The sequence below is a fragment of the uncultured Thalassospira sp. genome, from assembly GCF_963976115.1.
In the GTDB taxonomy this organism is placed as follows: domain Bacteria; phylum Pseudomonadota; class Alphaproteobacteria; order Rhodospirillales; family Thalassospiraceae; genus Thalassospira.
On the sequence record NZ_CAXBJJ010000007.1, the window covers coordinates 44550 to 70451 of the forward strand.

24 protein-coding genes are annotated in these 25902 nt (G+C 53.6%); 6 read left to right on the forward strand and 18 right to left on the reverse strand.

Annotated features, from left to right (window positions below; all coding sequences use genetic code 11):
* The first annotated feature begins 22 nt into the window (after positions 1–22).
* The 4 genes from AAC086_RS10345 (at position 23) to AAC086_RS10360 (ending at position 2195) form a co-directional block, all read left to right on the forward strand.
* Positions 23–634 (forward strand): 2-dehydro-3-deoxy-6-phosphogalactonate aldolase, encoded by a 612-nt coding sequence (locus AAC086_RS10345; protein WP_339778488.1) that lies wholly within the window; start codon positions 23–25, stop codon positions 632–634.
* Between the two features lie 72 nt (positions 635–706).
* A complete protein-coding gene (locus AAC086_RS10350) occupies positions 707–1489 on the forward strand; it encodes an SDR family NAD(P)-dependent oxidoreductase (protein WP_339778819.1) in 783 nt (260 codons plus the stop codon).
* Between the two features lie 8 nt (positions 1490–1497).
* On the forward strand, positions 1498–1752 hold the full coding sequence (locus AAC086_RS10355; RefSeq protein ID WP_339778489.1) for a GIY-YIG nuclease family protein: 255 nt from the start codon (positions 1498–1500) through the stop codon (positions 1750–1752).
* Between the two features lie 95 nt (positions 1753–1847).
* Positions 1848–2195 carry a hypothetical protein gene (locus AAC086_RS10360; protein WP_339778491.1) on the forward strand — a complete coding sequence of 116 codons (348 nt, stop codon included), beginning with the start codon at positions 1848–1850 and terminating at the stop codon, positions 2193–2195.
* Between the two features lie 158 nt (positions 2196–2353).
* Here AAC086_RS10360 and AAC086_RS10365 read toward each other — a convergent pair whose 3' ends face one another.
* The 11 genes from AAC086_RS10365 to AAC086_RS10415 all read right to left on the reverse strand — a co-directional run bounded on the left by AAC086_RS10365 (position 2354) and on the right by AAC086_RS10415 (position 15813).
* On the reverse strand, positions 2354–4306 hold the full coding sequence (locus AAC086_RS10365; RefSeq protein ID WP_339778493.1) for an ATP-binding protein: 1953 nt from the start codon (positions 4304–4306) through the stop codon (positions 2354–2356).
* Positions 4303–4566 carry a hypothetical protein gene (locus AAC086_RS10370; RefSeq protein ID WP_339778495.1) on the reverse strand — a complete coding sequence of 88 codons (264 nt, stop codon included), beginning with the start codon at positions 4564–4566 and terminating at the stop codon, positions 4303–4305. Before AAC086_RS10370 ends, AAC086_RS10365 begins: the two co-directional genes overlap by 4 nt.
* Positions 4563–6857 carry an EAL domain-containing protein gene (locus AAC086_RS10375; RefSeq protein WP_339778497.1) on the reverse strand — a complete coding sequence of 765 codons (2295 nt, stop codon included), beginning with the start codon at positions 6855–6857 and terminating at the stop codon, positions 4563–4565. The genes AAC086_RS10370 and AAC086_RS10375 overlap by 4 nt, the downstream gene beginning before the upstream one ends.
* Positions 6858–7022: 165 nt before the next feature.
* Positions 7023–7658, reverse strand: a complete 636-nt coding sequence (locus tag AAC086_RS10380; protein ID WP_339778499.1) for a CDP-alcohol phosphatidyltransferase family protein — start codon at positions 7656–7658, stop codon at positions 7023–7025.
* A gap of 193 nt (positions 7659–7851) precedes the next feature.
* Positions 7852–8577 carry a GNAT family protein gene (locus AAC086_RS10385; RefSeq protein ID WP_339778501.1) on the reverse strand — a complete coding sequence of 242 codons (726 nt, stop codon included), beginning with the start codon at positions 8575–8577 and terminating at the stop codon, positions 7852–7854.
* 127 nt (positions 8578–8704) lie between these two features.
* Positions 8705–9625, reverse strand: coding sequence for a nitrilase-related carbon-nitrogen hydrolase (locus tag AAC086_RS10390; protein WP_339778503.1), 921 nt, complete (start codon positions 9623–9625; stop codon positions 8705–8707).
* Between the two features lie 114 nt (positions 9626–9739).
* On the reverse strand, positions 9740–10786 hold the full coding sequence (locus tag AAC086_RS10395; protein ID WP_339778505.1) for an extracellular solute-binding protein: 1047 nt from the start codon (positions 10784–10786) through the stop codon (positions 9740–9742).
* Positions 10787–10886: 100 nt separating this feature from the next.
* Positions 10887–11681: an ABC transporter permease gene (locus tag AAC086_RS10400; RefSeq protein WP_339778506.1), complete on the reverse strand. Its 795-nt coding sequence runs from the start codon at positions 11679–11681 to the stop codon at positions 10887–10889.
* Entirely contained in the window at positions 11678–12568 is an 891-nt protein-coding gene (locus AAC086_RS10405; protein WP_339778508.1) for an ABC transporter permease, read from the reverse strand. Before AAC086_RS10405 ends, AAC086_RS10400 begins: the two co-directional genes overlap by 4 nt.
* A 3-nt stretch (positions 12569–12571) precedes the next feature.
* Positions 12572–13672 (reverse strand): ABC transporter ATP-binding protein, encoded by a 1101-nt coding sequence (locus AAC086_RS10410; RefSeq protein WP_339778510.1) that lies wholly within the window; start codon positions 13670–13672, stop codon positions 12572–12574.
* A 392-nt stretch (positions 13673–14064) separates the two neighbouring features.
* A complete protein-coding gene (locus AAC086_RS10415) occupies positions 14065–15813 on the reverse strand; it encodes a SulP family inorganic anion transporter (RefSeq protein ID WP_339778511.1) in 1749 nt (582 codons plus the stop codon).
* A 274-nt stretch (positions 15814–16087) separates the two neighbouring features.
* Here AAC086_RS10415 and AAC086_RS10420 point away from each other — a divergent pair, with 274 nt between their 5' ends.
* Positions 16088–17311 (forward strand): pyridoxal phosphate-dependent aminotransferase, encoded by a 1224-nt coding sequence (locus AAC086_RS10420; RefSeq protein WP_339778513.1) that lies wholly within the window; start codon positions 16088–16090, stop codon positions 17309–17311.
* A 111-nt stretch (positions 17312–17422) separates the two neighbouring features.
* Here the strand turns inward: AAC086_RS10420 and AAC086_RS10425 are convergent, their stop codons facing one another.
* On the reverse strand, positions 17423–18601 hold the full coding sequence (locus AAC086_RS10425; RefSeq protein ID WP_339778515.1) for an acyl-CoA desaturase: 1179 nt from the start codon (positions 18599–18601) through the stop codon (positions 17423–17425).
* Between the two features lie 525 nt (positions 18602–19126).
* On the opposite strand from AAC086_RS10425, the gene AAC086_RS10430 reads away from it, so the two are divergent.
* Positions 19127–20035: a hypothetical protein gene (locus AAC086_RS10430; protein WP_339778516.1), complete on the forward strand. Its 909-nt coding sequence runs from the start codon at positions 19127–19129 to the stop codon at positions 20033–20035.
* A 32-nt stretch (positions 20036–20067) separates the two neighbouring features.
* On the opposite strand, the gene AAC086_RS10435 is transcribed toward AAC086_RS10430, so the two are convergent.
* The 6 genes from AAC086_RS10435 to AAC086_RS10460 form a co-directional block, all read right to left on the reverse strand.
* Positions 20068–20379, reverse strand: coding sequence for a type II toxin-antitoxin system RelE/ParE family toxin (locus tag AAC086_RS10435; RefSeq protein WP_339778517.1), 312 nt, complete (start codon positions 20377–20379; stop codon positions 20068–20070).
* Between the two features lie 6 nt (positions 20380–20385).
* Positions 20386–20658, reverse strand: coding sequence for a hypothetical protein (locus tag AAC086_RS10440; protein ID WP_339778518.1), 273 nt, complete (start codon positions 20656–20658; stop codon positions 20386–20388).
* 165 nt (positions 20659–20823) lie between these two features.
* The gene (gene cysN, locus AAC086_RS10445) at positions 20824–22743 is read right to left on the reverse strand and encodes a sulfate adenylyltransferase subunit CysN (protein ID WP_339778519.1); all 1920 of its coding nucleotides are present in this window, start codon (positions 22741–22743) and stop codon (positions 20824–20826) included.
* Positions 22743–23648 (reverse strand): sulfate adenylyltransferase subunit CysD, encoded by a 906-nt coding sequence (gene cysD, locus AAC086_RS10450; RefSeq protein ID WP_339778520.1) that lies wholly within the window; start codon positions 23646–23648, stop codon positions 22743–22745. The genes cysN and cysD overlap by 1 nt, the downstream gene beginning before the upstream one ends.
* 200 nt (positions 23649–23848) lie before the next feature.
* Positions 23849–24310 carry an Lrp/AsnC family transcriptional regulator gene (locus AAC086_RS10455; protein WP_339778522.1) on the reverse strand — a complete coding sequence of 154 codons (462 nt, stop codon included), beginning with the start codon at positions 24308–24310 and terminating at the stop codon, positions 23849–23851.
* Positions 24311–24456: 146 nt separating this feature from the next.
* On the reverse strand, positions 24457–25866 hold the full coding sequence (locus AAC086_RS10460) for an aminotransferase (RefSeq protein ID WP_339778523.1): 1410 nt from the start codon (positions 25864–25866) through the stop codon (positions 24457–24459).
* Positions 25867–25902: the final 36 nt, after the last annotated feature.

Genomic DNA, 25902 nt, shown 5'->3' on the forward strand with positions numbered 1-25902 from the left:
CTGACCGGAAAGGATTAATGTGATGTCACATCGTAACCTGATTGCCATTCTGCGCGGGGTTCATTCGTCCGAGGCGGGCGATATTGCCCGGGCGTTGGTGGATGCCGGAATTACCCTGATCGAAATTCCGTTAAATTCGCCCGATCCGTTTGAGGCCATTCCGATTATGAAAAAAGCGGTTGGCGATGCGGCAAAAATTGGTGCGGGGACTGTTTTGACAGTTAAAGACGTTGATCGCCTAAAGGAGATCAACGCGCAATTTGTTGTGTCGCCCAATTGCGACATCGAGGTTATTGCGCACACCAAAAAATGCGGTATGGGTTCGTGGCCGGGCGTTATGACCCCCACCGAATGTTTTGCCGCCATCAAGTCCGGTGCCGACGGGCTTAAAATTTTTCCGGCCAGCCAGGTTGGGGCAGAGGGCATTGCTGCGATGCGCGCTGTTTTGCCCAAAGACATGCCGGTTTTTGCCGTGGGCGGTGTTGAACCGATTAATTTTTCCAGCTTTGCCAAGGCCGGATGCAACGGTTTCGGTTTGGGATCGGGGATTTATAAACCGGGCATGAGTGCCGACGAGGTTGGCAAACGTGCCGTGGAATATGTTTATACCTATGATGCGGTTTATCGTCATTGATCTTTGACGCGGGATTGGCAGGCGGGCTATCTTTGCGCCATCGAGAAAACCGACCAAGCCATGGAGGATCCGTTGGATCTGGGAATTAAGGGCCGCAAGGCTATTGTTTGTGCCTCGTCAAAGGGGCTGGGGCGCGGTTGTGCCATCAAACTGGCGGAAGCCGGGGTTGATTTGACACTGAATGCGCGTAGCGAAGGCCCGCTGGAAGAAACAGCGCAGTATATTCGGGATAGCTATGGTGTGACTGTGCAGACGGTTGCCGTCGACATTACCACCGAAGAAGGCCGCAACAAGGTGCTGGCCGCGTGCCCGGATGTGGATATTCTGGTCAATAATGCCGGTGGCCCGCCCCCCGGTGTTTGGTCTGACTGGGGCCAGGATGAATGGCAGGCTGCCATTCAGTCCAATATGTTAACACCGATTTTGCTGGCAACGGCTGTTTTGCCCGGCATGATTGCCCGCAAATGGGGCCGGATTGTTAATATTACATCGGGCTCGGTTAAGTCGCCGATTGCCCAACTCGGTCTTTCCAATGCGGCACGTGCCGGTTTGACCGGTTTTGTTGCCGGGACGGCCCGCCAGGTGGCCAGGGACGGTGTTGTGATGAACAACCTGTTGCCGGGCCAGCATGATACCGACCGCATCGGGGTGTTGATGGGTAACCGGGCCAAAACCGAAAATATTACCCTGGACGAAGCCCGTGCGCGCGCCCAGGCGGCGTTGCCAACCGGTAAATTTGGCGATCCGCTGGATTTCGGTGCGACCTGTGCCTTCATGTGCAGCGAACATGCCAGCTTTATGATCGGCCAGAATGTGCTGCTTGACGGTGGGGCCTTTAATTCCACCATGGGTTGATTGCCAGCATGGCCGACCAGACTTTTGTTTATGTGTTGCGCGAACTGGGGGTTCCCAGTCCGCGCACCTATGTTGGCTGGTCCACCGATGTTACAGCCCGCCTTGCCGCCCATAATGGCGGCAAGGGGGCCAAAACGACCCGGGGGCGGCAGTGGGAAGTGGTTTACATGGAACGCTTTCGCACCTTTGGCCAAGCCATGAGCCGCGAATGGCATTTAAAACGTGATCGCAAGCTGCGCAAAGAGCTGGCGCGCGGGCAATAGCGGCTGATAGCGGCAAATACGGGCTTGATGCAGGGGGGTGTTTTCGGCTAAGTCAGGCGATAAATTCGTTTAACCTTTTTGCCAGGGACACAGCAATGCCGGTACAAAAAGCCAATCCTAAAAAATTGAATGCCTTGCAGGCGCGCACCCTTGCCTTGGCGCAGATTTTGGCCAAAAATCCCAATTCAGGCGTGATTGATGCGCAAACGGGCGAAGGCACCATTACCCGTTTGCCGCACGGCCATGGCGATCATGTGCATGTGGGTGAATTTGTTGTCGCCGCGCGCGATGCCAGCGGGTTTAGCAACCCGTCGGTTTGGGTCGCATTGGCACGTAAGGGGTTAGCCCAGGAAGGTTATCCGCAAACCGTTATCCTGACGGCGGAAGGTATGGAATATGATACCGGGCTTGCGGAACATTTTGTCAGCGAGTCTGATCACTAAAACCGGCTTTCTCCCCAATTACCGGCATTTTGTTATCGGGCGGTAACTTGGCTAAGGGCAAATATGAGATGAAACCCCAAGGTGCGGTATTTGCGCCCTTGGGGTTTTGTCGTTCAACGCGAGCCATTCAAGTTCCGTCATATTAAAGGAAAAGCGCTTTAGGCCTTTTCGTCGGTATTGTCGGGGGCGTTACAGGGACAAATGATCCGAAAACAGGTGCCCTGCCCAGGTTTGCTGCGGACCGAAATGGTGCCACCCAATAGCGAGCTAACGGCGTTTGCCGCAATCGACAGGCCCAGTCCGGTGCCGCCACTGCCCATGCGGGTGGTGAAAAACGGGTCGAAAATATGTTCCAGCACATCCTGGGGCATGCCCTTTCCGCTATCAATCACTTCAAGCAGGATGGCATTTTCCCGGTCCGTCGCGTCGATGACACGAACGGTGACAGTCCCATGCTGATCGGGGTCAAACGCATGGATCAGGGCATTGTCGATCAGGTTGGTAATGATCTGGCCAAACTCACCGGGGAAACTGTTTAGCACACTGTCGGTTTCGATCTGTTTTTCGATTGTGACGGGCCGGTTTTTAAGCGACGGCATCAGGGTCAGAATTGTTTCATCAACCACTTCGGTGATTGAAAAGCGGCGCCGATGCGACGAGGTCCGGTCAACCGCGACCTGTTTGAAACTGCTGACCAGATCCCCCGCCCGCATGACATTGCGTTCGATCATGGTGGTCAGGGTTTGAACCTGGGCCAGATAGTCGTTCAGGTCCGATTTTCGCAGGCCATGTGCCAGCATTTTGGCAAAAGCAGTATTCTGGTCGGACAAAGTGGTTACTGCCATGCGGCTGTTGCCCAGCGGGGTGTTGAGTTCGTGGGCGATGCCGGCAACAAGACGGCCCAGTGCCGCCATTTTTTCCGATTGCACCAGTTCATCCTGTGTCACGCCAAGTTCCTGCAGGGTCGATGACAGTTCGGTGTTGATATGTTCAAGTTCGGCGGTGCGTTCACGAACGCGCAGTTCCAGCCTGTCATTTAATCGGCCCAGTTCCTGCTGGCGAATGCGAACGGCGGTTGCCAAGCTGTCGAGATCCGAAGAAAGCTGGTTAAATTCGTAAACTCCGCCTTTTTTGCGGGCAGGCAAAATGGCCCCGCGCGCTATACGGGATGCATGATCAACAAGCCCGTTTACCGGCGATACCATTACATGCGCCCATAACGACACCATGATCAGGCCAATGATCAGCGACCCGCCAAAACAGGCGATGACTATTTCGGTCAGACTGCGAATTTCCGGGTTGTCGAGGCCGATGGGAACACGCGCGGTGAAGTGCCAGCCCAGAATATCGGAATATCTTGATGCCATATCATATTCGACATCATTTATAACGACATGTCCCAAACCCGAGCGCCCGTGGTCCTGCGCGATAAATTGTGTAACCTCGGGTATGTCGGTTTGACCAAGGGCGTCGTGGTCGCTGTCGGCGATGATTTCACCGTTGCTATCAAGGATGGAAAAACGGATCGACAGGTTGCTGGCAAAGCTGTGGTCCAGTTTTATCTGCTGGCGGATCGATAGCTCGCCAATTATGATATCGCCATTTTCTGACGCCTGGATGGCGACGGCCTCGGTCATTTTACCCGTGATGACCGACAGGTAATGGTTGCTCCAAACCGTCCGGCCCGACGTCACAGCCTCCTGAAACAGAATATTGTCTGACAGATCGAGGCCGGAAAGCTCGCCCCGACGGTTTTCGTTGGTATCGCGGATATAGGCCGCCGACAATTCACCGTTTTTGTGAATGATATAAAGGGCATCAAACCGGCCCTCGCGCGTGTGGGAAATGGCTTTTTGAATATCGTCATGCGGTAGCAGGGCCAGCATACGACCGACAAGGTCGAGGTCCGATTCAACAAAGTTCAGCACTGTTTCGACGCGGTTGGTGATTTCCGACGCAGCCTGGACGATGGATGATTGATGCGTGGCGCGGATTTGCGGAATCTTCACCAGCAAAATAAGACTGCCCACCACCAGAAAAGTGAACAGCGACGTTGCGAACAACAGCATGATCAGCCAGGTTCGAAACGGATAAGGCCGGATGATTTTCATTGTCTGACAAACTGGCCGTTTTGGATGGTGATGTGAAAATTTTGGCGTTCGCGGTCGCCATGCGCGTTAAAGCTCAACAATTGTTGCAAGCCTTGAACATCGCGTAATTGCAGCACTGCTTTCTTAAGCGTGACGCCGTTCCTGGCCTGGCGTTTTAACCTGGCGATAAAACCTGTCTTAACCGGTTCGGGGTCGCCGCATCCCGCCCGCATCAAGACGACAGGCAACACCATGGCTTTTAAAGCGGGAAAACGGATCATGGCGTTGCCGGTTGCGCTGGCAGCACTGATACAACGGCAGGAGGATTTTTGAGCCACGCCAGAAATTTGTCGGCTGGCATCGGGTAACCATAGAAGTAACCCTGCGCGATATCACAGGACATATCGCGTAATTTTTGCGCCTGTTTTTCGGTTTCAATGCCTTCCGCGACCACTTTCATGCCCAGACGTTGCCCCAGCGGGATAATCAGTTCGGCAATGCGGCTGGTGTCGTTGTCGTCATCAAGCGGGGTGACAAAACAGCGGTCGATTTTAAGTTTGTCGACGGGCAGGCGGTCCAGATAGGACAATGACGAAAACCCGGTGCCAAAATCATCGATGGCAATCGAAATCCCAAGGGCGCGAATACGGCCTAGCAGTGTTTCAAGATCCGCGATGCCAATATCACAGGCACTTTCGGTAATTTCGATTTCCACAAATTGCGGTGCGATTTTTGACTGGGTCAGTTGGCGTTGCAGGTTGTCGAGGAAATTGTCGGCAACCATTTGCACCTTTGACACATTGATCGACACCCGCATGTCGGGGAAACCCGCTGCGTGAACCTTGCCGATCATGTCCAGCGCTTCACGCAAGACCCAGTCACCAATCTGGCGGATCAGTCCGGAATATTCGGCCAGCGGAATAAATTCGCATGGCGGAACCAGAATGCCATCGTCGCGGCGCCAGCGGATCAGGGCTTCCATCCCGCAGGGTGTACCGGTTTTAAAATCGATCAGGGGCTGATAATGCGCTTCAAGCTGGTTGCGTTCGATCGCCATTTGCAAATCGCCCAGCCGTTTTGCCCGTTCACGGGTCACCGCGGCAAGTTGCGGGTCATATTTGGTGACTTGGCCAAAGCCACTTGATTTTGCCCGTTTCAGGGCAATATAGGCCTGCTTCATACAGTCCAGGGCGGTTTGACCGTCGGGTATCAGTTGGGTCGACCCGGCGGCAACCCGAATGGGAATTTCGAAATGCCCGATGGTAAAGGGGGCGGTAAAAATGGCCGACATCGAAACCTGGGTGAGCATTTCACTGCGACCAACGACGGCAAACAGGTCGGCCGCAATTCGGCCAACAATGCAGTCAGGTAACACCGTTGAAAGACGTTTGCCGACAGCATTGAGCAAGTGGTCACCATAGGTGTGGCCCAGCACATCGTTGATTTCGGAAAACAGTTGCAAATCGATCAGGATCAGCGAATTGGGTTCCGGGTTCGGGTCGTTCAAAACCGCTGTCATGGCGTCAAGGATGGCCGTGCGGCTGGCAAGGTTGGTTAACTCGTCGATATAGGCACGACGTTTCAGTTTTTCGACCAGTTGAATGTTTTCGGCGCACAGGGTCATGTTGCCGCAAAAAACCGATAATAAATGCTGGTCAAGGCTGCTGACCGGTTCGGGCGTGCCAATATAGGCGGCAAGGGTGTAACCCTCGCGGACATAAAGATACAGAACGACACAGCCGGGCAGAATAATGGTTTCCTGGCGGATCATGCATTCGCGCAACGCCGTAACAATGTCGTTTGCGTGCAGTTCTTCAAGATCGAGACCGATCATGTCGCTATATCGGCCCGCGGCGGCAATGATCTGAATTTGGCCTGTGGTTGTACGGGGCGGGTCATCGACAAGGTCAAGATGTTCGCCGCCGCCAATGGCGCAAACCAGCCCTTCAGGGCGGACATGCATCAGGCTGGAAAGCTGGGTGATCACACCTTCGGCAAAATTGCGTAATCCGCGCCGCGATAAAAACTCGTTGCTGGAGGCAATGATTTTTTCCAGGCCCGCCCGGTTTGCATCAAGCTTTTGCATGCGCTCGAACGAGCGCAATGCCGTGGTAATGGAGGTAAACAGCTTGTTGCGGGTGAGTTCTGTTTTGGTTTTGTAGTCATCAATATCGTATTTGGTGATCGCGTCCATTTCCGGGGCCTGGCCCGGTTGGCCGGTGCGTAGAATGATACGAACATTACGCATCCCCAAATCTTCACGAATATGACCAACCAGTTTTAACCCTGCGTCGCTGGTTTCCATGACAACGTCGAGCAAAATGATGGCGACGTCTTTTTCCGTCGCCAGAATTTGTTTGGCTTCCTGCGCACTATAGGCGTGCAAAAGCTGTGCGGGGCGGCCGAGGAAGGCAAGATTGTCCAGGGCCAGACCGGTGATTTCATGCACATCAATATCGTCATCGACAACCAGGATGCGCCAGGACGTCGATGTTACGGGGTGTGTTTTTCGCCCGGGTGGCGACGGCGCATGATCGTCTTCGTCGAGAAAAACAAATTCGTCGTTACTCAAGGGAGGAAACCCTTCTGCTTTATTCGTTTGACCAAACGAATGATATCAGTTTCACAAGATAACACATTTATATACGTTTGTATTAGGTATCGCGTTTTGGGTACGTCAAGATCAGGCAGTCGGATTTAAAGCAAAGATATGGTTTTATATTTTTATCGGGCGGGGTTAGCCAAAATCCCGGGTTGCCTGCAAAACGCGACCAAACGTTGTGATCAGGCACAATGCGCCAAAAATGCCTGCAATCGGGGTGAACCAGGCCGGAAAAATGCAAAAAGCCAGTAAGACGGCGATGGTTTCGCTGCCTTCGGTAATGCCGGTTAGATAGTAAAAGCTTTTTTTACCCTGTTTTTCGTGGTTGTCGCCGCGTTTGGCGGCCACAATGGCATAGGCCAAAAAACTGCTGCCAGTGCCGACAAAACAGAAAATCAGGAATGCCGCCATTAACGCATTTTCCGGGCGCCCAACGGCAAAGGCCAGAACCATGCCGGAATAAAACAGAAAATCGGCGACAATGTCGTAATAACCGCCAAGGTCACTTTCCTGGGTTTTGGCATTGGGGTGGCGACTGCGCGGGGCGGCATGGCGGGCAATGGCACCGTCCATGCCGTCGGCAAGGCGGCTTAGCACGATCAGGAATGCCGCAGTGTAATATTGTTGAATAACCAGCGCAAAGGCTGCCATTAAACCGATCAGAAACCCCAGTGCGGTGACCATGTTGGGGGTAACGTTACTGCCCGACAGGCGACGGGCCAGCGCGTTAAGCGGCGGATCGATCAGGGGGCGCAGGCGGGCATCAAACATCACGGGCTCCGGTTTGCGAAAGGGCCAAGTGCCTTTATACCCTGCCTTTAACCCGTTGCATAATCATGGGATGATGACAATGGGCGCTTGGGCCAAAAATTGATCTGTCAGGGGCATCGGCCTGTATCAAATGTGCCATAAAAAACGCCGCCTGATGGCGGCGGCGTTTGCAAAGCGGTTGTGTCGGGCAGGTTTATCTGTTGGCAAGGGCGTGCCGCAAATCTTGCAGGCGGGCTATCTGCGTGCCACTGGCGTTAAAATTTTGCGGGTTAAGCCAGGCTTCGAAGGCGGCACGGATTATGGGCCATTCCGGGCTGATAACAGAAAACCACGCGCTGTCACGGTTACGGTTTTTGTAGACAAGATGCTGGCGGAATGTACCTTCATATGTAAAGCCGTATCGTGTGGCAGCAGCACGCGAAGGTGCGTTCAAGGCATCACATTTCCATTCATAGCGACGATAACCCAATTCTTCAAAAGCACGTTTCATCATCAGGAACATGGCTTCGGTTGCGGCAATGGTTTTGGCAAGGGCAGGGCTATAATTGATATGGCCCACTTCCATACTGCCATTTGCGGTATCAAACCGCATGAAGGCGGCAACACCAACGGCCTTTTCTGTGGCAAGGTCAATAATGGCATGGAGCATCGGGTCCGGGCCACGCATTGTCTCCAGCCAATTGCGGTAGCTTTCAATGCTTTCAAATGGGCTGGTTGGCAAATAGGTAAAACGGTCTTCGCCGTCGGCGGCTCTGTTGGCGGCAAACAGGTCGGCAGCATGTTTTGCCGGATCAATCGGTTCCACCCGGCAATGGTGCCCGGTCATGGCCGTGGCGGGCGGAAGCACACAGGGCTGCCAGTTTTGCACGGGAACGCCAACGGGCTGGTCGAACGTGTTATGCGGCTTTGGTGTTGTCATGGCGCTTATCCTGTTAATGCAAAGGTTGCGCGCAATGTGGGGTTAAATTGGCCCCATGCGAAGGTCCATTTGAAAAATAACGCAGGGGCCATTTGAGCAGGCTTTTGGGCGTTGTCACCGCCGAAGGTTAGGCACTGACGATTTCGACCTGTTTGGCCGACCAGTTCCCCGGCCAGACTTCGGCATCGCCTGCGCGCAACTGGCGAATTTTGCCGACCGGCACATCGCGGGCCAGTAAAACCGGGCCATCGGCCCCGTCGCCGCCATCAGGGGTGGTTGCGGCGAAAATGCCGGTATGGCCCAAATCGGGTTCGCACGGAATGTAAACAGCACAACCGCTGTAATTGGTGGGGTTTTGGGTGGTGTTAATCGCCGTGCCGGTGGTGCCACAAGCAGCAACAACGCACATCAGTTCTACCGCGCGGGCCTTGGCACAGCTAAACACACGGTGATAGCCCGATGCCTTGCCGGTCATGGAAGGGACCAGAACAAGATCGACATTCTGTTTGGCCAGCAGGCAGGACAGGGCAGGCATTTCGATATCCAGACAGATCAGAATGGCAATGCGCAAACCGCACCATTCAAAGATCGATAATTTTTTACCCGGTGTCAGGTTCCAGCTATCGGGTTCCTGTTCGCCCGGTGTCAGGCTGAGTTTGTCTTGCGCGATGATTTTGCCATCGGGCAAAAAGGCCAGCGCGCGGTTGGTTTGGCCGCGTCGCGGGTCATCGCCAATGTGCCAGGGCATACTGCCTGCCACCAGCAACATGTCATGGCGGGTGGCAAGGGTGGTTGCCGCATCCATGGCTGTGGGGGCAAGGTCGGCCATCCATGCCATTTCGTCTTCGGGGCGCAGGCCATCGGGCTTAAAGGCCATCCATTGTTCGCTGGCATATTCGGGCATGACAAAAATGTTGGCCCCGTCGGCACGGGCCTGTTTCATTTTACGGTCAATATGACTGATCCAGTCGTCAATCCCGGTCAGGGATACGCCCAGATTGGTGGCCCACAGGGCGATATTGATGGTGTCGGTCAGATCATGGGGCATGGGGACGTCCATTGTTCGTGCGGGGCGGGGCTGGGTCGGTAAGCTAGAGATGGCTGCCGGAAAAGCAGGATTTCCGGCGGCCATTTCGGGATTTGGCGGTGGCGGCGCGCAAGATCAGCTTTTCAGCTTGGTCCAGACGCGGTTGCGTAAATCGCGGCCCTTGGGCGTGCAGTTTTTACCGGCAACCAGGCGATCGGCATATTTCTCGGGCATGTTCACAGCCGGATCAGCCTTTAAGGCCGCGTCAAGATAGGCATCCGATCCCTTAATGCCATTCATATAACCGGTATAGTTCGACGCGGCAGCGGCATTTTCGGGCTGCATCATCCAGTTAATGAATGTTTTGGCATTTTCAAAGTCGGGTGCGCCCGTCGGGATAATGAAGTGATCTGACCAGAAGCTAAGCCCTTCTTTTGGGTAAACAAAAACGGCACTGGGCAGGCTTTCCTTCGTTCGATGGGATGCGCCGTTCCACTGCATATGCATCGAAACTTCCTTGGCGGCCATGCGGTCAATGGTGCCCTCGGAACTGTAAACCGCGACATAGGGTTTTTGTTTTTGCAAAATATCGAGGATTTGTTGCGCTTCCTTCGGGTCTTCGGTGCATTTGTCGACCCCGGCATAATAGGCGGCGGCGGCATACATTTCGACTTCGTCATTCAATGCGCCAATTTTGCCCTGGAATTCTTCGCGCGGTTCGAAAAACTCTTTCCAGCTATCGTCGAGCTTTTCTTTGGCCACGGCGGAATCATAGGTAAAGCCGGTGGTGCCCCACAAATAGGTGACAGAATATTTGCGCTCCGGGTCGTATTTCATGGTGTCGTGCGGTTTGGCGACATTGTTGAAGTTTTCAAGGTTTTTGGCGTCGAACTCGGTTGCCAGCTTTTCCTTGATCATGACATCGACCATATAGTCTGACGCCACAACAATGTCGTATCCCGAAGCACCGGCTTGCAGTTTTGCCAGCATGGTTTCGTTGGAATCATAGACATCCAGCGTTACTTTGATGCCGGTTTCCTTTTCAAACTTTTCAAACAGTTCGGGCGGGAAATAGTTTGACCAGTTATAGAAAAACAGTTCGCCGTCGGCTTTGGCCGTGCCGGCACCAACACAAAGCATCGCAAAGGCGGATGCCCCTAAAAGGATAGAACGCAGTTTCATTTTAAAACTCCCTGAACGGACGGAATGATTTGTGTTGTGGCGTACGGCCCGTCCCCAAACCGCATGCGTTTTCATCGGGTTAAACAACCGGCATCAACGCCTAATAGCGTATCCGGTCGATCAAAAACGAGATGCTGACAAAGAGGATCGATATGATCAGCATCAGGGCCGAAACGGCATTGACCTCGGGCGTGATGCCAATGCGGATCATGCCGAAAATGTAAATTGGCAAGGTGGTGGACCCGGCCCCGCCAACAAAATACGAAATCACAAAATCGTCGAGCGAGATGATGAAAGACAACATCGCGCCAGATAAAATACCCGGCCATAATAGCGGGAATGTGATGCGCTTAAAGGCCTGCCATTCGTTGGCATACAGGTCGTTTGCCGCCTCGATCAAGGCGGGGTCCATGCCCTCAAGCCGGGCGCGAATGGGCAGATAGGCAAAGGGAATGCAAAATACTGTATGGGCGACAATGATGCTGATCAGCCCCAGCTTGACACCAATGACGATGAAAAACAGCAAGGTTGCGATGGCGGTAACAATTTCGGGTACCAGCAGCGGCAGGGTCAGCATGGCGGCAACCCCGCCTTCGCCGCGAAACCGCCCGCGTGCCATGCCCATGGCCGCAAGGGTGGCGGCAAAAGTGGCAAGAACGGTTGCCGATAACCCAATGACCAGCGAGTTTTTTGCCGCGCGCAGAATGTCGTCATTGCCCAGAACAACGCTGTACCATTTGGTTGAAAACCCGGTCCAGATGGTGGCGAGGCGGTTTTCATTAAAGGACAGCACCAGCAACACAATAATTGGCAAATACAGATAGGCGAAAAAGAAAATCGCCATGGGCGTAATGCCGTGAAACCGCCAGAGCGGATTGGCGCGATCGACTTTCATGATGCGTCCTTCGCCGTTTTTTTGAATTTCAGTGAATAGACCATCATCGCTAGCAACACCATCGCCAGCAACACGAAACCAAGGGCGGAGCCAAACGGCCAGTTGCGTGCCGCCCCAAACTGGCTGCCGATCAGATTGGCGATCATCATGAATTTACCGCCGCCTAACAATTCGGGCGTAACAAATGCCCCCAGGCTGGGAATGAAAACAAGGATGGCACCGGCAACAATGCCAGGGGCTGCCAGGGGCAGAATGATGCGTGTCATGGCCTTGCGCTTGTTCGCACCCAGGTCAAAGGCCGCCTCGATCAGGCGATGATCCAGTTTTTCAAGGCTGGCATAAATCGGTAGCACCATGAAGGGCAAATAGGTGTAAGTCAGCCCGATGGAGACGGCATAGGGGGTATAGAGAATATCCAGCCCGCCGGTATCGATGCCAAAATAGGCCAGTAAATTGTCAATCAGCCCGCCATTGCGCAATAACAGCATCCAGGCATAGTTGCGCACCAAAATGTTGGTCCAGAACGGAATGGTGACCAGAAAGATAAACATGTTGCGCCGGCCTTGCGGCTGCATGGCAATGTAAAACGCGGTGGGGAACCCAAGGATCAGGGCCAGAACCGTGGTAATGGCAGATAGTTCGAACGAGCGAAGGAAAATTTGCAGATAGTCGGTATTGACCATCAAATTATCCATCAGATCGCGTTCAAAAATGAACGAGATATAGGATTCAAACGAGAAGTTCCCCCATTCAACCCCGCCATTGACCCCGCGTTCCAGAATTGAAACATAGGCCATTTGCACCAGCGGCAGGCCCATGAAAAAGCCGATATAAACAACGGCAGGGGCGATCAGCCAAAAACGTTTGTGACGTGTGAATATTTCCATGAGTTAATCCACCAGCACGCGAATGGCACCCGATGGCAGGGTAATGTTAACATCGTTGCCTTGGGCAAAGGGTATTGTGCTGCCATCGCGGTTTTGCACCCGGGCCAAAAGTGCGGTCTGATCGTCGATGGCGATGTGATAGGTGGTGTCGGTCCCAAAATAGACCACATCGGCGATTTTGCCGCGCAAGGTGGTGTAGGTGGTTTCGGCAACCCCGACGGGGTGCACCATCAAACGTTCGGGCCTGATGGCGATGGTGGCCGTTTTTGACAGGCGTGCGCCCGTATCCACATCAGCAAGGCTGACATGTTGCCCGCCCGGGAGTGCAAGTACAGCATGGCCGCCATTTTGTTTGATGTCGCCATGCAAAAAGTTGCTGTCGCCAATGAAGTCGGCAACAAAGCGGTGGGTCGGGGTTTCGTAAATGTCGCGCGGGGTGCCAATTTGCAAGATTTTACCCGATTGCATCACCGCAATGCGGTCTGACATGGTCAGGGCTTCTTCCTGGTCATGGGTGACAAACACAAAGGTAATGCCGGTTTCGGTTTGCAGACGTTTTAGTTCGATCTGCATTTCCTTGCGCAATTTCAAATCAAGGGCTGATAACGGTTCATCAAGCAGTAAAACCTTTGGGGCAGGGGCCAGGGCGCGGGCCAGGGCAACACGTTGTTGTTGCCCGCCTGAAAGCTGGCTGGGCTGGCGGTCGCCAAATTGCGACAGGCGCACCAGCTCCAGCATTTCATCGGCGCGTTTGGCGGCATTCTGGCGCGAGATATTTTGCATTTCCAGGCCAAAGGTAATGTTCTGGCGCACGGTTAAATGCGGAAACAGGGCATAAGATTGAAAAACCGTATTAATCGGCCGTTTGAACGGTGGCAGGTCGTTTAAAACCTGGCCTTCCAGCGCAATTTCGCCGGTTGTTGTTTGTTCAAACCCGCCAATAAGGCGCAGCAAAGTGGTTTTACCGCAGCCAGACGGGCCGAGCATGGTGAAAAATTCGTTTTGGAAAATATCAACCGAAACATCGTCTAATGCATGGACAGCATGCGTGCCACTGCCAAATCGCTTGCTGACCGAGCGGGCCGAGATCACCACTTCTGACATAAAAGTTCCCTGATTTCACAATTATTGATTGTACAAACTTCCAGCCATCTTGCACTAATTCTTGTCTGTCCGGTCAGTCAGGAATGAATGAAGGGCTCTTGCGGCCACGGTGGAATGTCTGAATGTTCTGCCATGTTAATTGAAACGTCGTAATTTGAAACAGGTTTCCAAAAAAATATGTGATCGCAAAGTTTTATTCCGGTTCTTGACGTTGTTTGTCGCAAATTCGATATCAGGCGATGCACCTGTGAAGGTCCTTCAAACCGGCAGGTGGCGGGGTGTTTGCGAGGTGTTGCGTGTCATTTCACGGGTAAAAAACAGCAAAAACCCCGGAGCAGATTTTTCTGTCCGGGGCTGTGTCTTTTGGCTGATATACAGGTTTTGCCAATCGCCTAGGCGGCAGAAGGCTGTGTAATTTTTTGCAATGCAGCAGCGATATCGGCTTCGACATGCAGGCCGGTTCGATCAAGGATGCCCATGCCAGCCAGAACCTTTTGGGGTTGTGGGCGCAAGCCGCATAAAAACAGCCGGGTGCCGTGGCGATTGCAGGTCGAGACGAAATGTTCAATGCGCGATGCGCCACTGGCATCGATCATGGGGACATCATCCATACATAAAATAAAGTCGCGCGGGTACCCTGCCACACTGTCAATCACGTCGGTCAAGCGGTTGGCAACGCCAAAAAACAGCGGGCCGGACAAGCGGTAAATTTCAAGATTGTCGGGGATACCTTCCCGCGTAATGGGCCGGTCGGACGTTGCATCAGGCTGATCCTGGCGGATTAACACCCGCGAGGATGCGGAGGAGGAAACATCATCGCCCACGGCATCGCTGGCCGAGGTTTGCGAAATGATCACGCTTTCAGACATGCGGTGCATGAACAGGATGGCAGCCAGCACCACCCCGGCCTGAATGGCCACAGTCAAATCGACCATGACGGTAAGCCCGAAGGTAACGATTAACACCAGCCGGTCGCCAATCGGGCCGCGCAGCAAGCGGGCGAAACGGTCTATCTCGCTCATATTCCAGGCGACAACCATTAACACCGCGGCCAGGGCGGCCAGCGGAATGTAATTGGCCAGCGGGGCCAGAACCAGCATGAAAATCAGCAAAAATACGGCGTGCAACATGCCTGAAACGGGTGATTTTGCCCCGGAACGAATGTTGGTTGCTGTGCGCGCAATGGCCCCTGTGGCGGGCAGTCCACCAAATACACCCGACACCAGGTTGCCCAAACCCTGTGCCACCAGTTCGCAGTTCGAGCGGTGACGCCGCCCGGTCATGCCATCGGCGACCATGGCGGAAAGCAGGCTTTCGATCCCGGCGAGAAAGGCAATGGTAAAGGCGCTGGGCATCAGTTCCATGATGCGGGCCATTGTGATCGTTGGCAGGTGCGGCAGGCCGATATTGGCCGAAATACCGCCAAAACGCGAGCCAATGGTATCAACCGGCAGGTTGCCTGCGGCCACAATGAGTGACGCGATGGTGACCGCGATTAAAAAGCTGGGTAATTTCGGGGCGGTGCGCCGGGCAAGGATGATCACGGCCAGCGCGCCCACGGCAATTGCCAGGTTAACAGGGTCCAGGGTATCGCGTGCCTGCCACATGGCCTCGATTTTGGCAATAAACTCGGCCGGCATTTCGGCCATTTTCAGCCCGAACAGATCTTTGATCTGGCTGGTAAAAATGATCACGGCAATGCCGGATGTAAACCCGGTAACCACCGGTTCGGGGATATATTTGATCCAGGTGCCAAACCGCGCCAGTCCGGCAATGATCAGCATGATCCCGGCCATCAAAGTGGCAATGATCAACCCGTCATAGCCGTATTGGGCAATGACATTGAACACCACAACCACAAACGCCCCGGTCGGCCCGCCAATTTGAAACCGGCTGCCGCCAAATGCCGAAATGACGAAACCGGCGATAATGGCCGTGATCAGGCCTTTATCCGGGCTGGCACCACTGGCAATGGCCAGCGCCATCGACAAGGGCAGGGCAACCACCGCCACCGTTAACCCCGAGATTGCATCCTGGCGCAAATCTGCCAAGCCGTATCCTTCGCGGAAAACGGTTACCAGTTTGGGCAAAAACAGGGTCCAGCCCGATGAATTCTTCGCAGAAGCAGGCGTATCACGCATGGAAACAGGTCCGATCTTGGAGGGGTGGGTGGTTGTCCACTGAAAATGGTGTGGTAGATTATCCTTTTACTGCATTTAAAATGTCAATCATAGGGGCAGCAAAGAACCTATGTGCAAAAGGCATGGCTGTTTGGCCGCAGAGGATTTTGGATTTGACCCTTCCGGAATGAAAGTGAGCGATTTGGGATATTTACTTAAATGCGTGTTGACCCGATGCCCCTTTTCGCGCTGAAATTGTGCATCAGATTGTTTTGATGACAGGAGCCCCTTTATTATGAGCGCCAATGATTTTGCGGCCCGCAGCCCTTTCGTCCATCAAGGCATTCGTCAGGTGGTGCGCGATATAGTGCCGTCACAAATTCGTGAAGTTGCCCATTTGGGCATGGGGCGGGAAAATGTTGTGCCTTTGTGGTTTGGCGAACCCGACCAGCCAACGCCGGAATTTATCCGTCAGGCCGCCATTAATGCCCTGGCGGCCGGGGATACATTTTATCAGCCCAATGCCGGGATCGCGCCGCTTCGCAAGGCATTGGCAGGCTATATGAACCGGCTTTATCAAACCGCGCTGGTCCCGGAAAATGTCATTGTCACGGTATCGGGTCTGAACGCGATGATGGTGACATTGCAGGCGGTGCTGGGGGCGGGTGACCATATGGTGACCACGGCACCGATCTGGCCCAATATTGTTGCCATTCCCCGTGTGTTGGGCGCCGATGTTAGCACGGTGCCCTTGCGCGCGCACGGCACCGGGGGACATGGACATGGCGGCTGGCAGCTTGATCTTGAGGCATTGTTTGCCGCGTGTGGCGCGAAAACAAAGGTCATTTTGTTAAATACGCCCAATAACCCGACCGGCTGGATGATGCCCGCCAAAGACCAGGTGCGGTTGGTAGAATTTGCCGACAAACATGGCATATGGATCATCGCCGACGAGGTTTATGCCCGCCTGGTTTATAACGGGCAGGATTGTGCGCCGTCCTTTGTGCCGTTTATGACGGAGAACCGCCGTATCATGGTTATTAACAGTTTTTCCAAGGCATGGGCGATGACAGGCTGGCGGCTGGGCTGGATTACGGCACCTGCCGCCATTACCGGCGAGCTTGAAAAACTGATGGAATTTAATGTGTCCTGCCCGGCCGGGTTTATTCAACAAGCGGGCATTGTTGCCCTGCGCGATGGCGAGGATTTTGTGGTGTCTGCACGCAATCGCTATGCCCGCTCGCGCAAGGTGCTGGTTGAACGATTATCCAACATGCCGCGTATTATGCTGCCCGAGGCCGAAGCCGCCTTTTATGCGTTTTTCAAGGTTGATGGTGTGTCTGATACGCTTTCATTTGCCAAAAACCTGTTGCGTGACGAAGGCATTGGCCTGGCACCGGGCGAGGCCTTCGGGCCAGAGGGGGCAGGCTATATCCGGGCCTGCTACGCTGTATCGGAAGACCTTATCCATCGGGCGATGGATGGACTGGAGATGTTTTTGACCCGAAATGCGCTTTAACATGGCTTGCGGTTTTGTGGGGCGATGACGCTTGCAAATAATAAACCCCCGGCGCGCTATCGTGCCGGGGGTGAAAAATTGTGTCGTTGTTCGATGATCGCAAGGCAAATGTTATTTGGCCGGGACAGGTACTGCTGCCAGACGGTTGCCGACAGATGCCAGGAAATAGTCATAGGCACGGTCGATAATGTCATCTAGCGATTTGGTCTTGGCGAACATTTGCCGGGCGGTTGCCATAAATTCATCGCGGCTGGGAAGATGCGGTAGATGAAGCCCGTTCAGGGCGTCGCTGGTGCGATCCCGCGCATTGGTCAACGCCTGTTGCAGGTTCTGCAATTCCGGGCCATGCAGGGAATTGCAGATCGCCCTGGCGATACGGTCGGAATCAAAATGGGCGGCCAGTTGTTCGGCGGCACGGTTGATCACCTTGGTGCCAAGGCGCTGTTCATTGCGCAGCACTTGTTGGGGCGGCTGTTTTAAATCACGCACCAGCCCGACCCACGACAGCAGGCACAGGGCATAATAGGTCGGATCATATTCCCACCAGCGAAACCCCTGCCGGGCGCTGCTTTGATAGGCGTGATGATTATTGTGCCAGCCTTCGCCCAGGGTGAAAATCGCCAGCAGCCAGTTATTGCGGGAATCATCACCGGTGACATAGCGCGTGCTGCCCCGGACATGGGCCAGCGAATTAATGCCGAATGTGCCGTGATAGCAGGCAACCGTGCTCCAGAAAAAGCCGACAACAAGGCCGGACCAACCGGCAATGAAAAAGCAGGCAATTGCCAGCAGAATGGCCGGGGCGGTTTCAAATTTATGTAACCACATCAGTTCACGATAGCGGGTTAAATCGCTGACAACCGAAAGGTCTGCAGTGTCGTGTTTGCGGGCAAAAATCCAGCCGACATGGCTATAGACAAAGCCCTTGTGTCGCGGTGAATGCACATCGTCCACGGTGTCGGAATATTTGTGATGATGGCGATGTTTGGCCGCCCACCACAACACGCTTTTTTGCGCACTGCTTTGCGCCAGCACGGCCAGCACAAACTGGAAAAAACGGCTGGTGGCAAAAGCACGATGGGAAAAATAACGATGATAACCGCCTGTTACGCCAAACATGCGGACCACATATAACACAAGGCCCAGCACGGCGGCTTGCCACGTGATGCCGGTCCAGATGGCGGCAAAACACGCCAGATGCGCCAGTGAAAACGGGATCAGTGACGGATATATAATATCGTCGTGATGCGGCTGTGTTTCGGGGGCCGGGGCGTTGGTCGTCACAGGCATATATCTTTCCAGTTTAATCGTTCGGGGAAAGCAATTGAGGATTTTTGTAAATCCCCGGTTGAAATCGCGACCTTTGCAGGGCAAATCACCTGTTGGCAGAACCAATGCCGGAGGGTGACCGGGGCGGTGAAACTGCGTGCTTGGGCAAACAGCAATGTTTGAATGTTTTTTACGTGCGATCCTGAATTTCCGGTTACGGACCCTGTCTAAAAGTCTTAATGATAAGATGGGGTTTAGAAACGTTTGGCGCAATGAAAAACCTGATGAAAGGGGCGCTGTGCCCCCCTGCCTATGATCCATTTCACGCGAGAAATGGCGGGATTTTGCATAAATGAATTTTTTTTGTCACGGCAGGAAGCCGGGCCGTTGACGTTGGATGGCTTTGGAAACTTCTGGTTTTGTTTCGTGGGCAGGCAGGTGCCGCCGTGCGCGATAATGTGTGTTGATATGTTTTGAGCATGATCGTTCGCGCGATGCTGTGTATGGTGGTGTTGATAACGCAAATTGGAAACAAAGGCAGACTTGATGGCCGTGCAGGAACTGACCCTTGAGCAAATCGCAACCCGTGCTGACGAGGAAACACCGGCGGAGATTAATTTTCGCCAGAACAAATTGTCAAAAACATATCTGGCTCCGCATATAGAGGGGTTGAGGGCTGATCTTCAGCAATTGCGCACGGCCTTTGATAACAGTTACAAAAATTCGGCTGAAGTCCGCAATAACCCGCGCCGAACCTACCCCAAGGGCTATTGCCTTGAGATTACCAAGGGGGTGCGCGATTTGTTGCAAAATCAGATCCATAACCCGACCACACCGGCGATGAAGGCCCTGCGGGATTTTTGTGCCAATGGTGGCATTGCCAAACGGGTATGGGGAAATTTGCGCAACAATTATTTCCAGAACGCGTTTCAGATTGGCAATCTGTATGTTGATGTTGCCAATGATACGGTGAACCCCAGCAAACCGCAGATCGAGATTTTACCGTGGGCGAAGTCCGGTTTTTATGGCATTCGCGACTATAACATGTATGGCAAGCTGGCAGAGAAATACTGGGGCGGGCAGGTTTATGCCAATCGCTATTTGCCCGAACTTGCCGTGATGTTCCCGATCCTGTTTGTAAACAGATACGGCGAACTCGAAATGCACGCGAATTACCAGACAATTCTGTATCGCAACATGGAACAGAATTTCAAGCTGTCAGAAATGTATCTGTTTAACCGCAAAAACAATCTGGCTCCGCTGCCAGAACAGTATCATGCGTTTTTACAAAATGCCTTTGGCGCCCTGGCCGCCCCGGTTGGTGATGATGCCTTGCGCGCCATTTTTGCCAATGCCCGCCAAAGCAATCTGCGCTTTGATATTTCACGCTGCCAGCCTTTGCTGGATACCGCACTTGAGATTGGTAAAAAATCGAAAGAGCAAGCGGTGGAATGAACCCCGGTTATCAATAAGGGATGGCGTTTCTGTCAGGCTTTCGGCAGGCGAGCCGTGATATTCATTCTTTGGGCGTAAAGGGCTTCGAGGATAATGGTGCCATCGCTATCAAGGCGGAAGAAGATAGATGTCGGAAAATCCTGAAGGCTCCATTTTCGGAACTCTTTGTTTTCAAGGCGGGTGTAAACAGCGCAGGCCAAGGGGTTTTCGACAATAAAGCGAATACCGACATCGACTTTATCAACAAATTTCAGGGCTGTTTTTGAACCCGCGCGTGTGCGATATCCGGATGTGATTTCAATGAGCTGGCGTTTGAAGGCTGCGCTACGGATGATCCTGGACATGAGAACCTATTCAACAGCAGCCTTGCGCGCATCGGCCAAGTCGGTGTCTGTCCAGTCAGAATAATCGTTTTCTTGCACAGACTGCACAAGCATCGCACGAATATCCTTGCTTTCGTGTTCAAGCGTTCTTTCCATATGTCTGCGCACCAGATCGCGAATAAACTCGCTTGGGGTTTCGTAAAGCGAGCCTTTGCCGGTCATTTCACCAACATAGAGTGCTAATGGATCTGGCAGCGTCGTGTTCAGGCGTTTGACCATTTTCTGAGATGTATCTGCCAAGGCTTGCTCCTTTCCGTATTTCTTCCATCTTCTCATGTTTGCGCGCTATGCGTCAATAAATGTGCGTGTAGCGCGCAACGTCTGTTTGGGCGACACATAAAAAAACACCCGGCAACAAGGTGCCGGGTGGTGATAAAAGCGAAATATGGCAGCCGTTTTTTCTGGTCAGATGTCCGGGAACCACGCGGCCAAAATGCCAAATTCTTCAAGCTGGTTGACCACCATTTCGGCGGCGTCTTCGGCACTTTGGTCTGACGTGTTGACCGTAATCTCCGGGTTTTCCGGGGCTTCATAGGGGCTGTCGATGCCGGTGAAGTTGGCGATTTTGCCGTCGCGGGCTTTTTTATAAAGGCCTTTCACATCGCGTTCTTCACAGACTTCTAGCGGGGTATTGATAAATACCTCGATAAACTCGCCATCTTCAAGCAGGCTGCGTGCCATTTGCCGTTCGCTTTTGAACGGTGAAATGAACGATACCAGTGTGATCAGCCCGGCATCGACAAACAGCTTGGCGGTTTCGCCGACCCGGCGGATGTTTTCTACCCGGTCGGCGTCGGTAAAGCCAAGGTCCTTGTTCAGGCCATGGCGTACATTGTCGCCATCGAGGCTATAGGTATGTTTACCCAGCGCATTGAGCTTTTTTTCCACCAGATTGGCGATGGTGGATTTACCCGCACCCGACAGGCCGGTAAACCACAGAACAGCCGATTTTTGGCCTTTCTGGGTGGCACGCACCTGTTTGCTAACATCCATTTCCTGCCACTTGATATTGGTGGCCCGGCGTAGGGAATGGTTGACCATCCCCGCGCCAACGGTTGCGTTGGTGTAACGATCAATGATGATGAAACGCCCGGTATGGCGGTTATCATCATAGGGATCAAACGCCAGTGCACGGTCAGCCGCAATATTGGCAATGCCAACTTCGTTTAGTTCCAGCGTTTTACCCGCCACATGTTCCAGCGTATTAACATTGACCTTGTATTTCAGGGTGCTGATTTGCGCACCGGAAAGCTGCCCGCCCATCTTGATCAGATAGGGGCGGCCGGGCAGCATTTCGTCTTCGTGCATCCAGATGATGCGGGCTTCAAACTGATCGGCATAATCGGTGCGGGCCTCGCTGGATGCCAAAACATCGCCGCGCGAAATGTCGATTTCGTCTTGCAGTGTCAGGGTAATTGCCTGTCCGGCAATGGCTTGGTCAAGATTGCCATCATAGGTGACGATTTCCCTGACCGTGCTGGTCTGCCCCGAGGACGAAACGACAATTTTATCACCCGGTTTGACAACACCCGACGATACCGTGCCCGAGAAACCACGAAAATCGAGGTTGGGGCGGTTAACCCATTGAACAGGCAGGCGGAACGGTTTTTCGATCGCTTCCTGTTCAACTTCCACCGTTTCAAGATGACCCAGCAGGCTGGGGCCGTCATACCACGGGGTATTGGGGCTGGAGTCAATGATGTTATCGCCGCGCAGAGCCGACATCGGGATCGCCTGGATCGAGGCATAATTCAGTTGTTGGGCAAATTCCTGATATTCGCCAACAATACGGTCAAAGGTGGCTTGGTCATAATTGACCAGATCCATTTTATTGACGGCCAGCACCACATTGCGAATACCCAGAAGGGAGGTAATAAAGCTGTGGCGGCGGGTTTGGGTCAATATGCCTTTGCGGGCATCAATCAGGATCACGGCGACATCGGCGGTCGAGGCACCGGTGGCCATGTTGCGGGTATATTGTTCGTGGCCCGGGGTGTCGGCGACGATGAATTTGCGCTTGTCGGTCGAAAAAAAGCGATAGGCGACATCAATGGTAATGCCCTGTTCGCGTTCGGCCTGAAGCCCGTCAAGCAGCAAGGCAAAATCGATTTCGCCGTTCTGGGTGCCAACCTTGCGGGAATCTACTTCCAACGCTGCCAACTGGTCTTCAAAGATCAGTTTGGAATCCCACAACAGGCGGCCAATCAGGGTGCTTTTGCCGTCGTCAACGCTGCCGCAGGTGATGAAACGCAGCAGGCTTTTTTCTTCCTGAGCCTTGAGGTAGCCAAGAATGTCACCCGCGATCAAATCGGATTTATGTGCCATTAGAAATAGCCTTCCTGCTTTTTCTTTTCCATCGACCCGGCTTCGTCATGGTCGATCATGCGCCCCTGACGCTCGCTAGAGCGGGTCAGCAGCATTTCCTGAATGATGTCGGGCAGGGTTGCCGCCTCGGATTCAACCGCCCCGGTCAGCGGGTAACAGCCAAGGGTGCGGAACCGGACAGAGCGCATTTCCGGCACTTCCCCGTCTTTGAGCGGCATCCGGTCGTCATCGACCATGATCAGGGTGCCATCACGTTCAACAACCGGGCGTTTGGCGGCGTAATACAGCGGCACAATCGGAATTTGTTCGAGATAGATATATTGCCAGATATCAAGCTCGGTCCAGTTCGAGATTGGAAAGGCGCGGATGCTTTCGCCCTTGTTGATGCGCGCATTGTAAATGTCCCACAATTCCGGGCGCTGGTTTTTCGGGTCCCAGCGGTGGGTTTCGGTGCGGAAGGAAAACACGCGTTCCTTGGCACGGGCTTTTTCTTCGTCGCGGCGCGCGCCACCAAAGGCTGCATCAAATTTGTATTTGTTCAGCGCCTGTTTAAGCGACTGGGTTTTCATAACATCGGTATGCACGCCAGAGCCATGGGTGAACGGGCCAATGCCCTGTTTCACACCGTCTTCATTGATGTGCACAATCAGCTCGAAACCATATTGTGCGGCAACCTTGTCGCGAAATTCGATCATTTCGCGAAATTTCCAGGTCGTGTCGACATGCATCAAGGGAAAGGGCGGCGGGGCCGGGTAAAACGCCTTGCGCGCCAGATGCAGCAAAACCGATGAATCCTTGCCGATGGAATATAACATCACCGGGCGCTCAAAGGATGCCGCCACTTCGCGAATGATATGAATGCTCTCTGCCTCTAGCTGGCGGAGATGGGTCAGATTAGGCTGCATTGTCTTTCCTGACGGTAAATAACATTTTTAAAGTGTTATTGAATTAATTTCACCACTACAAACCGGGTAATACGGATTGCGTTCCGATGCAAGCGCCATTTGACAATTCACACTAAATTTGTTGTCTCTGTGGCGAATTCCAGTTTTAATTTGTGCAATTAAAGGGCTTGAATGCGGTGGGTGATTGTCAGGGCAGGAAATTAAACCGGAAAGCCCTTGAACGCTTTGGTCTGGGCAAGCGCAACGTGACCAATGAATTTGGTGATGCCAAGGTTGCCGTAAATCATCTCCTCGGACAGCGAATGGTAATGCTGCACATCGCGGCAGACCAGGCACAGCATGTAATCATAGGGGCCGGAAATGCGGTATCCGGCGACCACTTCGGGAATGTCGCGGATGGCATCGGCGAATTTGGTGTAATCATCCGCCCCTTTGCCTTCCAGCGTGATTTCGGCAAAGACGCGGACATGCGGGCACAGCTTCTCAATGTTGATCACGGCACGATAGCGCTTGATCACCTTTTCGCGTTCCAGCTTTTTCACCCGGTCCAGGCAGGGGCTGGGGCTTAAACCAATCAGTTTTGACAGGGCAAGATTGGTTAGTTTGGCATTGGCCTGCAAGGCGCGCAGGATTTTATGGTTGATCGCGTCTATTTTTATCATTGTGCCCAATCTCGTGTTGCCCGCGCATTGTAGCGGGGAATGAGAGCGAACGAAAGAACCCCGGTTGCAAAAAGCAAACCGGGGCAGTGTGGTCGTAAACAGCACCTGTATTTTGTTGACCTAAAGCATATTAAAGGAAATATGCTTTAGGCAGCCAGGCCCTTGCGTTCTTCGCGGCTAAGCCCGCCAGTCACCTGATCAAGCCCTTTGCACAGCGCATCGACCATCTGGTCGGCTTCGTTCCGTGTCAGGCACAGGGGCGGGGAAAATGCAATGCTGTCGGCGGTGGGAAGCGGGCGATAGATGACACCAAGCTCGCCAATTGCAGCAACGCAGCGGGCGGCAATTTTGTGTTTAAGGTCAAAGCCGGTTCTGGTCTCGCGATCCGCCATCAACTGGATCGCGCCAATCATGCCACGTCCGCGAATTTCGCCAATATGGGCATGGTCGCCCAATGCGTCGGCAAGGGACTGATGCAGATACGCGCCAACATCGGCGGCATTGCCGATCAGGTTTTCGTTTTCCAGAATGTCAAGGTTGGCCATGGCGACCGCCGCCCCAACCGGATGGCCGGAATAGGTAAAGCCATGGGCAAATGCGCCCAGTGTCGCCGACCCCTCGCGCAAAACATTCCAGATATCATCGCTGATGAACGCCGCCGATAGCGGGAAATAACCGCTGGTGATGCCTTTGGCGGTGGCGACCATGTCGGGGCGAATGTCATACACCCGGTGGCCGAACCAGTCACCCAGGCGACCAAACCCACACACAACCTCGTCGCATATAAACAGGATATCGTGCCTTTTCAGCACATTTTGAACTGCGGCAAAATAGCCTTCGGGCGGGGTGATAACACCGCCAGCGCCCATAACCGGTTCGGCAATGAAGGCACCCACAGTTTCCGGGCCTTCGGCGATGATCATGTCTTCAAGCTCGCACGCCAGACGGTAGGAAAATTCCAGCTCGCTTTCGCCCGGTTTGGCTTCGCGGTAATAATGGGGCAGGGAGGTGTGTTTCACCTCGGCCAATGGCAGGCCGAAATTGCGGTGAAAGGATGCAAGGCCGGTCAGGCTGGCCGAGGCAATGGTGGTGCCGTGATAGGCCTGACGGCGGGAAATGATTTTGCGTTTTTCCGGTTTGCCGCGCAGGCCATTATAATACCACACGATTTTCATCAGGCTGTCATTGGCATCCGACCCGGAACTGCCAAAAAATACCTTGTTGATATGGTCGGGCATTTTCGCCACCAGCCGTTCGGCCAGTTCGATTTGCGCGGGGTTGGAATGCCCGGCAAAGGTGTGGAAATAGCCCAGCTGGTCCGATGCTTTTTTCATGGCATCGCCAATTTCGGGGCGACCATAACCGATATTCATACACCAAAGCCCGCCGACACCATCAAGCTGGCGTTTGCCATCGGTATCGGTAATGAAACATCCCTTACCCTTTGCAATAATGCGCGGGCCTTTGGCCGCAACATCGGCAACGACGCTGGCAGGATGCAAAATATTGGCAGAATCCGCCTTTTTCAGGCGGTCGCTATCGTAAGAGGTGGGCATGGCAGGTCTCCCGGACGGGGTGGCGTTTTAGTCTTC

What these genes read in the sequence shown, in the direction of transcription:
- AAC086_RS10345 (WP_339778488.1), top strand. Translation starts at nt 23, where the DNA reads ATGTCACATCGTAACCTGATTGCCATTCTGCGCGGGGTTCATTCGTCC.
- AAC086_RS10355 (WP_339778489.1), top strand. Translation starts at nt 1,498, where the DNA reads ATGGCCGACCAGACTTTTGTTTATGTGTTGCGCGAACTGGGGGTTCCC.
- AAC086_RS10360 (WP_339778491.1), top strand. Translation starts at nt 1,848, where the DNA reads ATGCCGGTACAAAAAGCCAATCCTAAAAAATTGAATGCCTTGCAGGCG.
- AAC086_RS10365 (WP_339778493.1), bottom strand. Translation starts at nt 4,306, where the DNA reads ATGAAAATCATCCGGCCTTATCCGTTTCGAACCTGGCTGATCATGCTG.
- AAC086_RS10370 (WP_339778495.1), bottom strand. Translation starts at nt 4,566, where the DNA reads ATGATCCGTTTTCCCGCTTTAAAAGCCATGGTGTTGCCTGTCGTCTTG.
- AAC086_RS10380 (WP_339778499.1), bottom strand. Translation starts at nt 7,658, where the DNA reads ATGTTTGATGCCCGCCTGCGCCCCCTGATCGATCCGCCGCTTAACGCG.
- AAC086_RS10385 (WP_339778501.1), bottom strand. Translation starts at nt 8,577, where the DNA reads ATGACAACACCAAAGCCGCATAACACGTTCGACCAGCCCGTTGGCGTT.
- AAC086_RS10390 (WP_339778503.1), bottom strand. Translation starts at nt 9,625, where the DNA reads ATGCCCCATGATCTGACCGACACCATCAATATCGCCCTGTGGGCCACC.
- AAC086_RS10395 (WP_339778505.1), bottom strand. Translation starts at nt 10,786, where the DNA reads ATGAAACTGCGTTCTATCCTTTTAGGGGCATCCGCCTTTGCGATGCTT.
- AAC086_RS10400 (WP_339778506.1), bottom strand. Translation starts at nt 11,681, where the DNA reads ATGAAAGTCGATCGCGCCAATCCGCTCTGGCGGTTTCACGGCATTACG.
- AAC086_RS10405 (WP_339778508.1), bottom strand. Translation starts at nt 12,568, where the DNA reads ATGGAAATATTCACACGTCACAAACGTTTTTGGCTGATCGCCCCTGCC.
- AAC086_RS10410 (WP_339778510.1), bottom strand. Translation starts at nt 13,672, where the DNA reads ATGTCAGAAGTGGTGATCTCGGCCCGCTCGGTCAGCAAGCGATTTGGC.
- AAC086_RS10415 (WP_339778511.1), bottom strand. Translation starts at nt 15,813, where the DNA reads ATGCGTGATACGCCTGCTTCTGCGAAGAATTCATCGGGCTGGACCCTG.
- AAC086_RS10420 (WP_339778513.1), top strand. Translation starts at nt 16,088, where the DNA reads ATGAGCGCCAATGATTTTGCGGCCCGCAGCCCTTTCGTCCATCAAGGC.
- AAC086_RS10425 (WP_339778515.1), bottom strand. Translation starts at nt 18,601, where the DNA reads ATGCCTGTGACGACCAACGCCCCGGCCCCCGAAACACAGCCGCATCAC.
- AAC086_RS10430 (WP_339778516.1), top strand. Translation starts at nt 19,127, where the DNA reads ATGGCCGTGCAGGAACTGACCCTTGAGCAAATCGCAACCCGTGCTGAC.
- AAC086_RS10435 (WP_339778517.1), bottom strand. Translation starts at nt 20,379, where the DNA reads ATGTCCAGGATCATCCGTAGCGCAGCCTTCAAACGCCAGCTCATTGAA.
- cysN (WP_339778519.1), bottom strand. Translation starts at nt 22,743, where the DNA reads ATGGCACATAAATCCGATTTGATCGCGGGTGACATTCTTGGCTACCTC.
- cysD (WP_339778520.1), bottom strand. Translation starts at nt 23,648, where the DNA reads ATGCAGCCTAATCTGACCCATCTCCGCCAGCTAGAGGCAGAGAGCATT.
- AAC086_RS10455 (WP_339778522.1), bottom strand. Translation starts at nt 24,310, where the DNA reads ATGATAAAAATAGACGCGATCAACCATAAAATCCTGCGCGCCTTGCAG.
- AAC086_RS10460 (WP_339778523.1), bottom strand. Translation starts at nt 25,866, where the DNA reads ATGCCCACCTCTTACGATAGCGACCGCCTGAAAAAGGCGGATTCTGCC.